The 13,170-nt window shown below is 69.0% G+C and carries 9 protein-coding genes; 4 read left to right on the top strand and 5 right to left on the bottom strand.

The annotated features are described in order from the left end of the window. Window positions 1–124: 124 nt before the first annotated feature. The 3 genes from ACFVMC_RS09805 to ACFVMC_RS09815 all read right to left on the bottom strand — a co-directional run bounded on the left by ACFVMC_RS09805 (window position 125) and on the right by ACFVMC_RS09815 (window position 3,297). A complete protein-coding gene (locus ACFVMC_RS09805; protein WP_379208628.1) occupies window positions 125–1,345 on the bottom strand; it encodes a CaiB/BaiF CoA transferase family protein in 1,221 nt (406 codons plus the stop codon). Between the two features lie 163 nt (window positions 1,346–1,508). Continuing rightward, window positions 1,509–2,432, bottom strand: coding sequence for a TauD/TfdA dioxygenase family protein (locus ACFVMC_RS09810; protein WP_379208630.1), 924 nt, complete (start codon window positions 2,430–2,432; stop codon window positions 1,509–1,511). 94 nt (window positions 2,433–2,526) lie between these two features. Then, a complete protein-coding gene (locus ACFVMC_RS09815) occupies window positions 2,527–3,297 on the bottom strand; it encodes a deoxyribonuclease IV (protein WP_379208632.1) in 771 nt (256 codons plus the stop codon). 133 nt (window positions 3,298–3,430) lie between these two features. Here ACFVMC_RS09815 and ACFVMC_RS09820 point away from each other — a divergent pair, with 133 nt between their 5' ends. Both ACFVMC_RS09820 and ACFVMC_RS09825 read left to right on the top strand, forming a co-directional pair. Beyond that, window positions 3,431–4,921, top strand: a complete 1,491-nt coding sequence (locus tag ACFVMC_RS09820; protein ID WP_379208634.1) for a protein kinase — start codon at window positions 3,431–3,433, stop codon at window positions 4,919–4,921. Window positions 4,922–5,116: 195 nt separating this feature from the next. Beyond that, window positions 5,117–6,886, top strand: a complete 1,770-nt coding sequence (locus ACFVMC_RS09825) for a protein kinase (RefSeq protein ID WP_379208636.1) — start codon at window positions 5,117–5,119, stop codon at window positions 6,884–6,886. Window positions 6,887–6,889: 3 nt separating this feature from the next. Here ACFVMC_RS09825 and ACFVMC_RS09830 read toward each other — a convergent pair whose 3' ends face one another. Next, complete coding sequence (locus ACFVMC_RS09830; protein ID WP_379208637.1) at window positions 6,890–7,375, bottom strand: glutathione peroxidase; 486 nt, start codon at window positions 7,373–7,375, stop codon at window positions 6,890–6,892. Between the two features lie 126 nt (window positions 7,376–7,501). Between ACFVMC_RS09830 and ACFVMC_RS09835 the strand changes: the two genes are divergently transcribed. Then, window positions 7,502–8,278, top strand: a complete 777-nt coding sequence (locus ACFVMC_RS09835) for an ABC transporter ATP-binding protein (RefSeq protein WP_379208639.1) — start codon at window positions 7,502–7,504, stop codon at window positions 8,276–8,278. Window positions 8,279–8,343: 65 nt separating this feature from the next. Continuing rightward, window positions 8,344–10,902, top strand: coding sequence for an ABC transporter permease (locus ACFVMC_RS09840; protein ID WP_379209493.1), 2,559 nt, complete (start codon window positions 8,344–8,346; stop codon window positions 10,900–10,902). A 40-nt stretch (window positions 10,903–10,942) separates the two neighbouring features. Here the strand turns inward: ACFVMC_RS09840 and ACFVMC_RS09845 are convergent, their stop codons facing one another. After that, on the bottom strand, window positions 10,943–12,973 hold the full coding sequence (locus tag ACFVMC_RS09845) for an ADP-ribosylglycohydrolase family protein (RefSeq protein ID WP_379208641.1): 2,031 nt from the start codon (window positions 12,971–12,973) through the stop codon (window positions 10,943–10,945). Window positions 12,974–13,170: the final 197 nt, after the last annotated feature.

The raw sequence follows: 13,170 nt of genomic DNA on the forward strand, positions 1-13,170 counted from the left end.
TCTGCTCGGCATCGGCGCACGGAGCTCACCCCTGCTGCGACCCGCCGGGCGTCTGCGTCCACGCCGCCTACTCATGCGGGGCACCCTATCGGCGGGCGGGCCGTGGCGCGACCCCCGGGGCCCGTCACGCTCCGTCCTGGTGCAGTGCGTCGATCTCGGCGTCGCCGAGTCCGAGCAGGCCGGCGAGCACTTCGCGGGTGTGCTCGCCCAGATCCGGACCCACCGAGCGGATCGGCAGCGACGCGCCGCCGATGACCGGGACGATGCCGGTGAATCCGACCGATTTCGGTTCCGGTTCACCCACCTCGACCGGGAAGGACTGAATCATATTGCGCGCCTTCAACTGCTCGTCCGCGACGAGATCGGCGGCGGTGTAGATCGGGCCGCAGGGGATGGCGGCCTCCTCCAGGATCTTCAGGGCCTCGGCTCGGGTGCGCTGGATCGTCCACTCACCGATCGCGGCATCCAGGCGTTCCCGATTGGTCCAGCGGCCCCAATTGTCCTGGAGTTCCGGGTCGGCGGCCAGGTCGGGCCGGTCTATGACCTGCATGTAGCGCTGGAAGATGGCATCGCCGTTGCCGCCGATGATGATGCTGAAACCGTCCGAACACGGGTAGGCGTTGCTCGGGGCGATGCCCTCCATCCGGCCGCCGACCCGCTGACGTTCGATGCCGTAGGCCAGATAGTCGGGGACCAGCGATTCCATTACCGACAGGATGGACTCGTTCAGCGCGACATCGATGACGCGCTGCGCCAACGGAACCTGCTCGACCCGCTCGCGCTGGAACAGCGCCATCACGGTGCCGAATGCCGCGTAGATGCCCGCGATGGAATCGCCGATGGACACGCCGACGCGCACCGGCGGGCGATCCGGATCGCCGACCAGTTCGCGCAGGCCGCCGACCGCCTCGGCGACCGCCGCGAAACCGGGGCGCTGGGCCAGCGGCCCGGTCTGGCCGTAGGCGGAGATGCGGGTGATCACCAGCTTCGGGTTGGCCTCCGACAGCACCTCCGGACCCAGGCCCCACTTCTCCAGGATGCCGGGCCGGAAGTTCTCCAGCAGCACATCGCACTGCCGGATCAGATCCAGCACGATCCGCCGCCCGGCCTCGGTGCGCAGGTCCAGGGTGATGGACTTCTTGTTGCGGTTGATGGTGCGGTACAGCATCGAGGTGTCGCCGCCGTAGAGCCGCCAATTACGCAGTTCGTCGCCGGTTTTGGGGCGTTCCACCTTGATCACCTCGGCGCCGAAGTCGCCGAGGATGCGCCCGGCCGTCGGAGCGGCCACGTAGTTGCCCAGTTCCAGAACCCGCACCCCGTCCAGCGGGCGAATATCCGTCGTCACAGCCCCCACGATAGGTGGCGGCCTACCCGGTGCGGAGCGTAGTGGGCCGCACGCCCGGGAGAGGCGTCCGGGCGAGCGGCCCACTGGACCGGAGGCGGCGGACGGCGCACCGCCGGCTCCGGGGATCGGGTGCGGCAGTGACGAGACCGCACCCGGGGTCGGGTCAGGCTGCCCGCGCGACCTGCTCGACGATCGAGTAGTGCTCGGCGTTGCCCTGAATGATGGTGCTGGCCCGACCATCCACGCCGACCGGGATATCGCCCGCGAGTGTGATCCGGGTCAGACGGCGGCCCTGGCCGTCGTAGTCGTCGACGGCGTAGTGCTGGGTGGCGCGGTTGTCCCAGATCGCGACATCGCCGAGCTGCCAGTTCCAGCGCGTCGTGTGCTCCAGCTTGATCACCCGATTCTGTAGCAGCTGGAACAGCGCCTGCGATTCCGCGGCGTTGAGACCGACGAAGTTCTTCACGAAATGTCCGAGCAGCAGCGCGCGCTCACCGGTGACCGGATGGACGCGCACCACGGGATGCTCGGTCTCGTAGTAGGTCGACTCGAACTCCTCGCGGTAGGCCCTGCCCTGCGCACCGATCTCGCGGTCGGTGCGGTCGGCGGCGTAGTCGTAGGCATTGGTGTGCCGGGCCCGCAGGTTCTCCACCAGCGCCTTCAGCGGATCGGGCAGCGACTCGTAGGCCGCGACCGTGGATGCCCAGGTGGTGGATCCGCCGTATTCGGGCAGGTGTACCGCGCGCAGGATCGAGGATTTCGGAATCCGGTCCACGAAGGTGACATCGGTGTGCCAGCTGTTGGCCCGGCCGTACTCGGAATCGATGGGCAGCGACTTGACGCCCTTGGAGGTGACCGTGGGATGTGGTGTGGTGGGTGTGCCCAGCAGCTGCGCGAACTCGTGCTGGCCGTCTTCGGTCAGATGCTCCTGCCCGCGGAAGAAGATCACCTTGTGCTCATGCAGCGCACCCTGGATCAGCTCGACGGTCGCGGCGTCGAGGTCGCCGCTCAAGCGGACACCATCGATGCGTGCGCCGATTCGGCTACCCAGCTTTACTACGGTGGCGGTTGCGTAATCGACGGACATGCTGTGCCTTTCGCTCGAACATCGTTGCTGCGTTCGAGCACACCAGCGGGGCCGCCGACCGGCCAGGGTTAGCTTCAGCGGGATCGAAAGGCGTTTACCCGACCTGCTCACGCAGATACGCGAGATCCTCCGCGACGCCCTCGGCCGGCGTCTCCAAGATCACCGGTGCGCCCGCGGTGCGGCACACCTCGGCCAGCAGTTCCGGATCGATGGTGCCCTCGGACAGGTTGGCGTGCCGGTCGGCGCCGGAATCGAACTCGTCGCGCGAGGAGTTCAGATGCACCAGATCGATCCGGCCGGTAATGGCCTTGATCCGGTCCACCACGCCGACCAGTTCCTCGCCGCCCGCCCACGCATGGCAGGTGTCCAGGCAGAAACCGGCCCCGAACTCACCGACCGCGTCCCACAGCCGGGCGATCGAATCGAAATGGCGGGCCATGGCGTGATTGCCGCCCGCGGTGTTCTCGATCAGGATCGGGACGGCGAAACCGCCCTTGTCCTGCTGGCGTTCGAACAGCTTGCGCCAATTGACCACCCCTGCCTCGAGTTCGGCGTCGGAGCGGACATGCCCGCCGTGCACCACCAGCCCGAACGCGCCCAGCTCGGCCGCCGCGGCGGCCTGTAGCGCGACGGCCTGGCGTGAGGGCATGCGCAACCGATTGTTCGTGCTCGCCACATTGATCTGATACGTGGAGTGGATCACCACGTCGATCTCGCTGGCCCGGATCTGCTCCGCCAGTGGGTGCGGCTGCGGTTTGTCCCAGCTCTGCGGATCTACGACGAAGAACTGGACGACCTCGGCGCCGAGCTTCTCGCCCAGGCCGATCGGGTCGCTGTCCTGACGTACGTGTGCGCCGAGTTTCATGGATCCGAGCTTAGGCCGGGGCACCGACAAACCTGCGCGGGCAGGCGATAATCGAGATGTTGCGGGATCACGGACGGGTGAGATATCCCGGTAGGATCCCGCGTGCTCGGCCCGAGGAGGGGGTGTACCCACTGTGTTGCAAGCTGGCGAGGTCTTTGCCGGTTATGTCGTCAAACGTGTGCTCGGACAGGGCGGAATGGGCACCGTCTACCTGGCCCAGCATCCGCGCCTGCCGCGCCTGACCGCGCTCAAGCTGCTCGATCGCGAGCTCTACGCCGACGACGAGATCCGCGGGCGGTTCGAACGCGAGGCCGATCTGGTCGCCCGGCTCGACCACCCGAATATCGTCACCGTCTACGACCGCGGCGCCGAGGGCGACCAGCTCTGGATCTCCATGCAGTTCGTGGCGGGCTCGGACGCGGCCGGCGCCGACGTGAACACGATGATCCCGGCGCGGGCGGTGCACATCATCGCCGACACGGCGGCGGCGCTGGACTTCGCGCACGCCAACGGTGTGCTGCACCGGGATGTGAAACCGGCCAACATCCTGCTGGCCAAGGCCCCGATCGGGCAGCCGGAACGGGTGCTGCTCACCGATTTCGGGATCGCGGCACCACGCAATGCCGACACCACTCTGTCCTCGGCGGGGCAGATCACCGCCACGCTCGCCTACGCGGCGCCCGAACAGCTCAGCGGCACGTCGCTGGATCATCGGGCCGATCAGTATTCGCTGGCCTGCACGCTGTACTGGATGCTCACCGGCACACCGCCGTTCAGCGGCACCCCGGCCGTGATACTCAACGGGCATCTGTTCGGGCCGGTGCCGTCGCTGCGCGACGCGCGCCCCGGCCTGCCGCCCGTCTTGGACGCGGTGCTGGCCCGCGCGCTGGCCAAGCGCCCGGAGGACCGGTTCGCCAGCTGTGCCGAGTTCGCCGCCGCTGCCCGCCGGGCCTTGACTTCCGCTGCGCCGCAACAACCTCCGCCGCCGGTCGGCCCGGCCGGGTATCCGCCGCAGGGCACCCGGTCCTACACCGGATATGTTCCGCACCCGACCCAGGCGACGCCGCAGCCGGGTGCGTACCCACCGCGCCGGCACGGGCCACGTCCGGGCTACCGGCCGCCGGCTTATCCGAATCAGCCTGCGCCCCAGGGATATCCACCGGCCACCGGCTACACCTCGGGCATTCCGCGCACGGCCGGGATCCCACCCGGGGCCGTGCCGCCGCGTGGCGGTGCCCCCGGCGGCCCCGGGCAGCGGCCGGCCTCGGGACCGAACTCGTTGCCGCCCAGAGGAACTGACGCGGCTCGCCCGGGCGATTCACCGCACCCGGTCGAGCCCGCCCGTCCGGTCGGTCCTGCCCGTCCGGTCGATCTGGCCCGCCATGGCGATCCGGCCCGGCCGCCCGGCCGAGAGCGGCAGTCGGATTCACCGCGACCGGTGGATCAGGCCCGACCGGCGGGTGCCCAGCCACCGGGCTCGGCGGCACCCGGCGCGGCGCCGGGAAGCGCTGCGCCGCAACGTCCGCCGTCCGGCACACGCCGCACCGCCCGGCCGATCACGATCGCGCTGCCGGACGCTCCGATCCGCCGGCCGCGTCCGCCGATCGGCGAATCGGACCGATAACCATAGTGATTCGCTATGGTGGAGCGTGCTGGAACGTCGCGGGCTCCCCATGCGATACCTCTTCGTCGGGCATTTGAGGCGGGGGACAACTGCTAGGGTTTCCGTATTCCGTGGTCGGGGCACGCCCTGATCGCGTATCTGTGCTGTACGCCTGTCACCGGTGGGTCCCGGTGACGGCGAGAAGTGGAGCAAGTCATGCTGGCCAGCGGTGATGTGTTCGCCGGATATGTCATCGAACGGCAACTGGGTCGCGGTGGTATGGGCTCGGTCTATCTGGCGAAACATCCGCGCCTGCCGCGGCTGACCGCGCTGAAGTTGTTGAACCGGGAGATGTTCCACGACGAGGAGGTGCGGGCGCGGTTCGAACGGGAGGCGGATCTGGTCGCCCGGCTCGACCACCCCAATATCGTCACCGTCTACGACCGCGGCCTCGAGGACGAGCAGCTGTGGATCTCCATGCAGTACATCGACGGCATCGATGCCGCGTCGGCGGAACCGCAGTCGCTGCCCCCGGCGCGTGCGGTGCAGATCATCACGGCAACCGCCGAGGCGCTGGACTACGCGCACGGCATGGGCGTGCTGCATCGCGACGTGAAACCGGCGAACATCCTGTTGGCCCGCTCCGGTAGCGGACGCGGCGAACGGGTCTACCTGACCGACTTCGGCATCGCCCGCCTGCGCGACGACACCGGCCATCTCACCCAGACGGGCACCTTCACCGCGACCCTGGCCTACGCCTCGCCGGAACAGCTGACCGGCTCGGCACTGGACCACCGCTCCGATCAGTATTCGCTGGCCTGCACGTTGTTCTGGCTGTTCACCGGCACCGGCCCGTTCGCCGCGACCAACCCGGCACAGGTCATCCAGGGGCATCTGCAGAGCCCGCCGCCCGCGCTGAGCACCGTGCGCGGAGGTCTGCCGTACGCGCTGGACGGTGTGCTGGCCAAGGCGATGGCGAAGCGTCCCGACGACCGGTTCGCCACGTGTACGGAATTCGCCGCGGCGGCGCGGCAGGCGCTCACCGATCGCTCGCAGCCCGCCGTGCCCGTGGCCGGCGGGGTTCCGCGCCCGGTCACCGGTCCGCAGTTCCCGACCGCGCACACCTCGGCGCCGCAGTTGCCCACCGCGGGTCCGCTGTCGACACCGGCCTATCCGGTGGGGCAGGCCAGCGGCCCGAATCCGCTGACCGGCGGGCCGACGGCGGTGACGCCGGCGCCGCGAATGATGCAGCACACCATGGCGACCGGTCCGCGGTCCGCCCCGTCGGCTCCGCAGCAGCACAACTACCAGCAGCAGAACACCTTCGGGCCGCAGGGCGGCTACAGCGCGCCGCCGCAGCGGCCGATCGGTCCGCCGCGCCGCTCCAATGCCGGTCTGATCGTCGGCGTGGTGGTCGGCGCGGTGGTGGTCGTGCTGGTGTTGTTGATGGTCGTCGGCGCGATCGTCGGTGACGACTCCGAGACGACCACCACCCGCACCAGCACGTCCGCGGCGGTGAGCAATACGGGCAGCAACACACCCGCCAGCGTGGAGGCGATCAGTCGCGAGTTCACCAGCATGGTCCCGGCCGGAGCCGAGGGCGACTCCGGATACAACGGCGCCACCTGTAGTTCGCACGCCACCAGCAATCCGCCGAATCCCACCGACGGCTCACCGGATTTCGGCAAGTGGGCCTTCGCCTGGGACTGCTTCGGCGGCGGCGACAACGACGACCCGTTCTTCACCATCTACATGTACAACTCGGCCGCCGATGCCCAGGCGGCCCTGGGCAACCTGCCCGGGGACGCCACCAAGGGCACCGAGACCAACGGCGGAAAGTCCTACACCAACTACAAATTCAGCAACAGCGGCCCGAAGATGGTCACCGAGTTCACCGGTGACCGCGGTCAGTTCCTGATGTACACCGACGGGATCTCGGGCACCATCGACGAGGTGGTGCGCTGGTGGCGCTCGGCGCCGCTGTGAGCGCTACAGCACAGATTCCACGGCACCGCGCAGCGCGGCATCCTCGGGGGTGACGGTCGGACGGAAACGTCCGGCCACGGTACCGTCGCGGTCGATCAGGAACTTCTCGAAGTTCCACTGGATATCGCCCGCGGCGCCCTCGGCGTCGGGCGTGCCCACCAGCTCGGCGTAGAGCGGGTGCCGGTTCTCGCCGTTGACGTCGGTCTTCTCCAGCAGCGGGAAATCGACACCGTAGGTGGTGGCGCAGAACTGCGCGATCTCCTCCGCGCTGCCGGGCTCCTGGCCCATGAACTGGTTGCAGGGGACGCCGATGACGGTGAAGCCCTTCGGCCCGTAGGTCTGCTGCAATTCCACCAGGCCCGAATACTGCGGTGTCAGACCGCATTTCGATGCCACATTGACCAGCAGCACCGCCTTGTCGCCCGCCAGTTCGGCCAGCGTGGTGGGCTCGCCCGCCAGGGTGCGCAGTGCGATGTTCCGAACAGCCACTTGTGTCTACCTACCCATTCCGGATTCGGGTGATCCGGTCGCCACGGTACCGGCCGGAGCTGCTACCTGGGGAGTCAGGGGAAACCCGGATGGCGCGCGCGGCGCGGGCCGGACAGACTGGAGGGCATGACTTCGCACGCAGTGGGTTCCGACACCGCCGACACGGCGGTTCCGACCGATGTCGCGGCCCGCGCCATCGACGTGTCCAAGCTTTACGGTTCCGGAGATACGCAGGTCAAGGCCCTAGATGGGGTTTCGGCCGAATTCGCCAAGGGCGAATTCACCGCGATCATGGGTCCGTCGGGGTCCGGCAAGTCGACCCTGATGCACTGCCTGGCCGGATTGGACAGTGCCACCTCGGGGGTGGTCCGGATCGGCGACACCGACCTGACCAACCTGTCCGACAAGCAGATGACGGCCCTGCGCCGCGATCGAATCGGCTTCGTATTCCAGGCGTTCAACCTGGTGCCGACGCTCACCGCGCTGGAGAACATCACGCTGCCGCTGGATATCGCGGGGCGCAAGGCGGATCAGGAATGGCTCGACACCGTCCTCAAGCGGCTCGGCCTGACCGATCGGCTGGCCCATCGGCCCAGCGAGCTCTCCGGCGGGCAGCAGCAGCGCGTGGCCTGTGCGCGGGCGCTGGCGGGTAAGCCCGAGATCATCTTCGGCGACGAGCCGACCGGCAATCTGGATTCCCGCTCCTCCGGTGAGGTGCTGTCGATCCTGCGCGCCGCCGTGGACGAATTCGGGCAGACGGTCGTCATCGTCACCCACGAGCCGCATGCCGCCGCCTATGCCGATCGGGTGGTGTTCCTGGCCGATGGCCGGATCGTGGACGAATTGCGGGGTCCCACCGCCGATTCCGTGCTCGATCGGATGAAGGCTCTGGAGACCAAATGAATTCAGCATCGCGTCGCGATTCCGTGAGGGGTGGCGGTCGGGTGACGGGTGGGCTGGCGAATCCGATGCGCACGGTGGCTCTGCGCAATTTGGCCGCGCACAAGGTGCGCCTGGCGCTGACGCTGCTGTCGGTGGTGCTCGGCACCGCCTTCATCGCCGGATCGTTCGTGTTCACCGATACCTTGCAGCGCACCTTCGACGGCATCTTCGCCAACGAGGCCAAGGGCGTTGACGTGCGGGTCAGCCCGGAGGAGATGCGCTCCTTCGGCGTTCCGCTCGGCGTGGTGGACAAGATCAGCAAGACCGAGGGCGTGCGCGCGGTGGAGCCGAGCGTGTCCGGACCGCTGGTGGTGCTCGACGCCAAGGGCAAACCGGTGCAGACGGGTGGCGCGCCCAGCATCGGCGAGTCGTACACGCCGCCGGATCAGGCTGTCGCCGAACCGAATACGTTCGTCGCGGGCACTCCGCCGAGTAAACCCGGTGAGATCGCGCTCAATACCGGCGGCGCCGAACGCGCGGGGTTGAAACTGGGCGACCGAACCCGGGTGCTGATCCCCGCGCGCAGCACCGACAAGGTGCCCTCCATCGAGGTCACGGTGACCGGCCTGTACGAGATCCCCAGTGCGACCGGTGGATTCATCGGCGTGCTGTTCGAGAAGAGCCAGGCGCGGGACCTGTTCACCACCGGAACGCACGTCGGCTACGTCGATATCGCGGCCGCGCCCGGCGTCGACGCGGACGCGCTGCGGGACCGGATCGCCAAGGAGCTGCCCGGTTTCAAGGTGCAGAACGGCGAACAGGTGCGCGCCGACATCAAAGCGCAGGTCTCCGAGGCGCTGAACTTCATCAACTACTTCCTTCTCGCCTTCGGCGCGATCGCGTTGATCGTCGGCACCTTCATCATCTACAACACCTTCTCGATGATCGTGGCCCAGCGGCTGCGCGAATTGGCCCTGTTGCGCGCGGTCGGCGCGAGCCGCCAGCAGGTGGGGCGCACCGTGGTGCTGGAAGCGCTGGTCATCGGATTGATCGGCAGCGCTGTCGGTTTGGCGGCGGGCGTCGGCTTGGCGTTCGGATTGTCCTCGCTGCTCAATGCCTTCGACCTCGGGCTGCCGACCGGTTCGATGGCGATCCTGCCGCGCACCATCCTGGTCGGTCTCGCGGTGGGCCTGCTGGTGACGGTGGTCAGCGCCTACGCGCCGGCCCGCCGCGCCGCGCAGATCCCGCCGGTGGAGGCGATGCGGGAGGAGTTCAAGTCGATCGGCGAATCGCTGCGCGTGCGTACCCTCGTCGGCGCGGTGCTGGCGGTAGCCGGAATCGTGCTCGTCGCGCTCGGTGCGCAGGGCACCGGCGGCAATGCCGCGCTGGTGGTCGGAATCGGTGCGCTGGCCCTGATTCTCGCGGTCCTGCTGGCCGCGCCCGCGCTGTCGCGGCCGGTGGTCGGCGCGCTCGGCGTGCTGGTCCGCCCGTTCGGTCCGATCGGGCGGATGGCCCGCAACAACGCCGTCCGCAACCCGCGCCGGACGGCGGCGACGGCGTTCGCGCTGACCCTCGGGCTCATGCTGGTCTCGGCGATCGGCATGCTCGGCGCTTCGGCCAAAGCCAGCATCGGGGTACTGGTCGACAAGGGGGTCAAGGCCGACTATGTGCTGACCGGCCCCTCGCAGAGCCAGTTGATCGGGCTGCCGCTCGGCGTCCCGGACAAGGTCCGGACTGCCGTGCCGGAGGCCGCGGACGTGGTCGGATTCCGGGGCACCGCGGTGCGTTTCGGTGACGACGACTCCAGCGGTGTCTCGCCGGACGCGCCGATGCGCGGCGTCCTGAACTACACCATGCTCGCGGGCGACGACGAACTCGGCGACGACGGCATCATGGTGGCCAAGGACGAGGCGGACGAGCACGGGTGGCGGGCCGGGCAGCGGATCGAGCTCACTACCTACGGCAATGATCCGGCCGATCCGTCCAAGGTGCTGAAGGTGCCCGCCACGGTCACCGGTGTCTTCGAGGACACGCCGCTGTTCAGCGATTTCGTCCTGTCGCCCAAGCTGTTCGACCAGGTGACCCCGCCGCAGTTCAAGAACAATTTTTTCGTGCTGGTCACCGGCGACCCCGGCGCAGATCAGGCGAAGCTGCGGACCGACCTGGAGCGGGCCACCGACGACTTCGCCCTGGTACAGGTGCAGGACCGGGAACAGTTCAAGGGTTCGCAAGGGCAGCAGATCAATACGATGCTCGCCATCCTGTACGGGCTGCTGGCGCTGGCCGTGGTGATCGCGATCCTGGGCATCATGAACACGCTGGCCTTGTCGGTGGTGGAGCGGCGGCGCGAGATCGGCATGCTCCGCGCGGTCGGTACCGAGCGGGCGCAGGTGCGGCGCACCATCTACCTGGAGTCGGCGCTGATCGCTGTCTTCGGTGCGATCGTCGGCGTGATCCTGGGGATCGGCCTGGGCTACGGGTTCCTGCGCACGCTCAGCGAACTGGGGCTGGACCAGATTGCCATCCCGTGGACGCAGCTGGTGCTGGTGCTGATCTCCTCGGCGGTGGTCGGAGTGCTCGCCGCGCTGTGGCCGGGCATCCGGGCGGCGCGGACGCCGCCGCTGGCGGCCATCGCCGACCTGTAGCGCAACGGCGTGACGAGCGCCGGTTCCGGCGCTCGTCACGTCAGGCCAGGTGGCGATGCAGCCACTTCTCGCTCGGCCCGCCGTATTCGGTGCTCGGCGGGTTCGGGCCGAACTCGCTGCAGTAGTCGGCGGCCAGCTCCTCGATGATCGGGCGCACGTCGACCGCGTGCCACGGGCGCGGAATCCCGGCCGCGCCGTAGCGGGCGCCCAGGATGGCACCGCAGATCGCGCCGGTGGCGTCGCTGTCGCCGGAGTGGTTGACCGCGAGCAGGATTCCGGTGCGGACGATCTGTTCGGCGCTGCCGCCCGCCGCCTGGGCGGCCAGCGCCACGTAGACGCCGATGGCCAGCGCCTCCGGGCCGATCCAGCCCGGGCCCAAGGTTTCGATGTCCTCCGCGCGGGGCGGACGCCCGCCCGCGCGATCGGCCAAGCGCATCGCGGAGTCCAGGGCAGCCACGGTCTCCTCGTGCCGCGCGTACTTGCGGAGCTCGGTGCGGGCCCGCTGGACGGCGGTGCGCAGGTCGGCGCCGCGCACCAGCTCGTAGACGATGACCGCGAGCGCGCCGGCGGGCAGCCAGCCGCTCGGGTGACCGTGGGTGAGGGCCGCCGCGTCGCAGCCCAGCTCGAAGACGAACTCCACGGCCAGGCCGGTGCGGTCGAGTAGATAGCCGAAACCGCAGGGCGCGGCGCGGGCCACCGCGGCGCAGCCCTTGGAATCGTTGATCGGCTCGGTGCGAGTACCCATCGGGGAGTACGGTTTTCCGCGCGCCGCCGCCCGCTGGAGCGCCGACAGGGCCGCGTGCCCGGTGCCGCGCGGGGCGATCAGCTCCGGATGCGCAGCGAGCCGGCTGTGCAGCGGCTGCTCGGGGATCTCGATGCCCTGGCCGCGCAGCCACACCAGGAATCCCTGCTGCATCATGCCCAGAGTCGCGCCGCCGATGCCCTTGGCCCGGGCTCGCACCGAGCCTTTGATCAGCGCCTCCACCGTGAACAGCGCGAGCTGGGTCTCCTCGGAGATGGCCCCGTCGAACGGATCACCGGTCACCCCGTTCGGACCGTGTCGCTGCCGGATATCGGCCAGCAGCATGTTCTCCACCGGAGCGCCGAGCGCGTCGCCCACCGCGCCGCCGAGCAGACAGCCGTGTACCCGATCCGTGACGGCGCGTAACGAGGTCGACCGAACCGGTTCCGGGGCAGGCGGTTTCGGTGCCGATCGTTCCGGCGGCCGCGGCTTGCGCCACGCCTCCAGCGCGGCCTCGGCGAACTCACAGCAGGTCTGGAAGCGCTGGTCCGGGTCCTTGGCCATGGCCTTGGCGAGCACCGGATCCAGGGCGGCGGGCAGATCGGGGCGGATCGCCCGCAGCGACGGCGGCGGCGTCTGCACGTGCCCCCACACCACCGCCGCGATATTCGGCGCGTCGAACGGGCCGGTGCCGGTCAGGATGCGGAACATGGTGCAGGCCAGCGAGTACTGGTCGGCGCGGTGATCCACCGGCGCCGAGATCAACTGCTCCGGCGAGGCGTAGGCCAGGGTCGCGACCAGGGTGCCGGTGCGGGTCAGACCGCCGGTGTCGCCGAGCAGCTTGGCGATCCCGAAATCGGTGAGCAGCACCCGCTCGGTGAAACCCGGGCCGACGCCGGCCGAACGGGACAGCAGGATATTGGCCGGTTTCACGTCCCGATGCAGCACGCCCTGGCTGTGCGCGTAGTCCAGCGCGCCCGCCGTCTGGTGCAGGATCTGCATCGCGCGCGCGACCGGCATGGCGTTGACCGGGACGGCCGCCGAGTCGACGCCGTCGACGTACTGCATCGAGATCCACAGGTGCCGGTCCTGCACACCGCGATCGAAGACGGTGATGATGTTCGGATGGTCCAGCTGGGCGACCAGGTCGGCCTCGCGCTCGAAGCGGGTGCGGGTTTCGTTGTCGCCGAACAGTTCTCGATGCAGGAGTTTGAGCGCGAGCAGCTTCGGCAACCGGGGGTGGCGCGCTGCGTAGACCGCGCCCATACCGCCCCGGCCCAGCTCGCGTTCGATCACGAAGTCGGCGAAGACATCACCACGGCGCAGCATCCGTGCCCCCCCATTTCAGCGAGCCCAATGGATGGCAGCCTAGCCAACTCCGGTGTGGGCGACGGGGCGCAGTATCGAATCGAGTACCAAAATCCCACGTCAGCGCGGTTCCCGGCCCTACCATCTGTTAGCTGAGTGTTAGCCATTCCTCGATAAGGAGCGCCACGCATGCAAATTCTGGAGACCGTCCTAACCCT

The organism is Nocardia sp. NPDC127579 (assembly GCF_042672005.1).
GTDB lineage: Bacteria > Actinomycetota > Actinomycetes > Mycobacteriales > Mycobacteriaceae > Nocardia.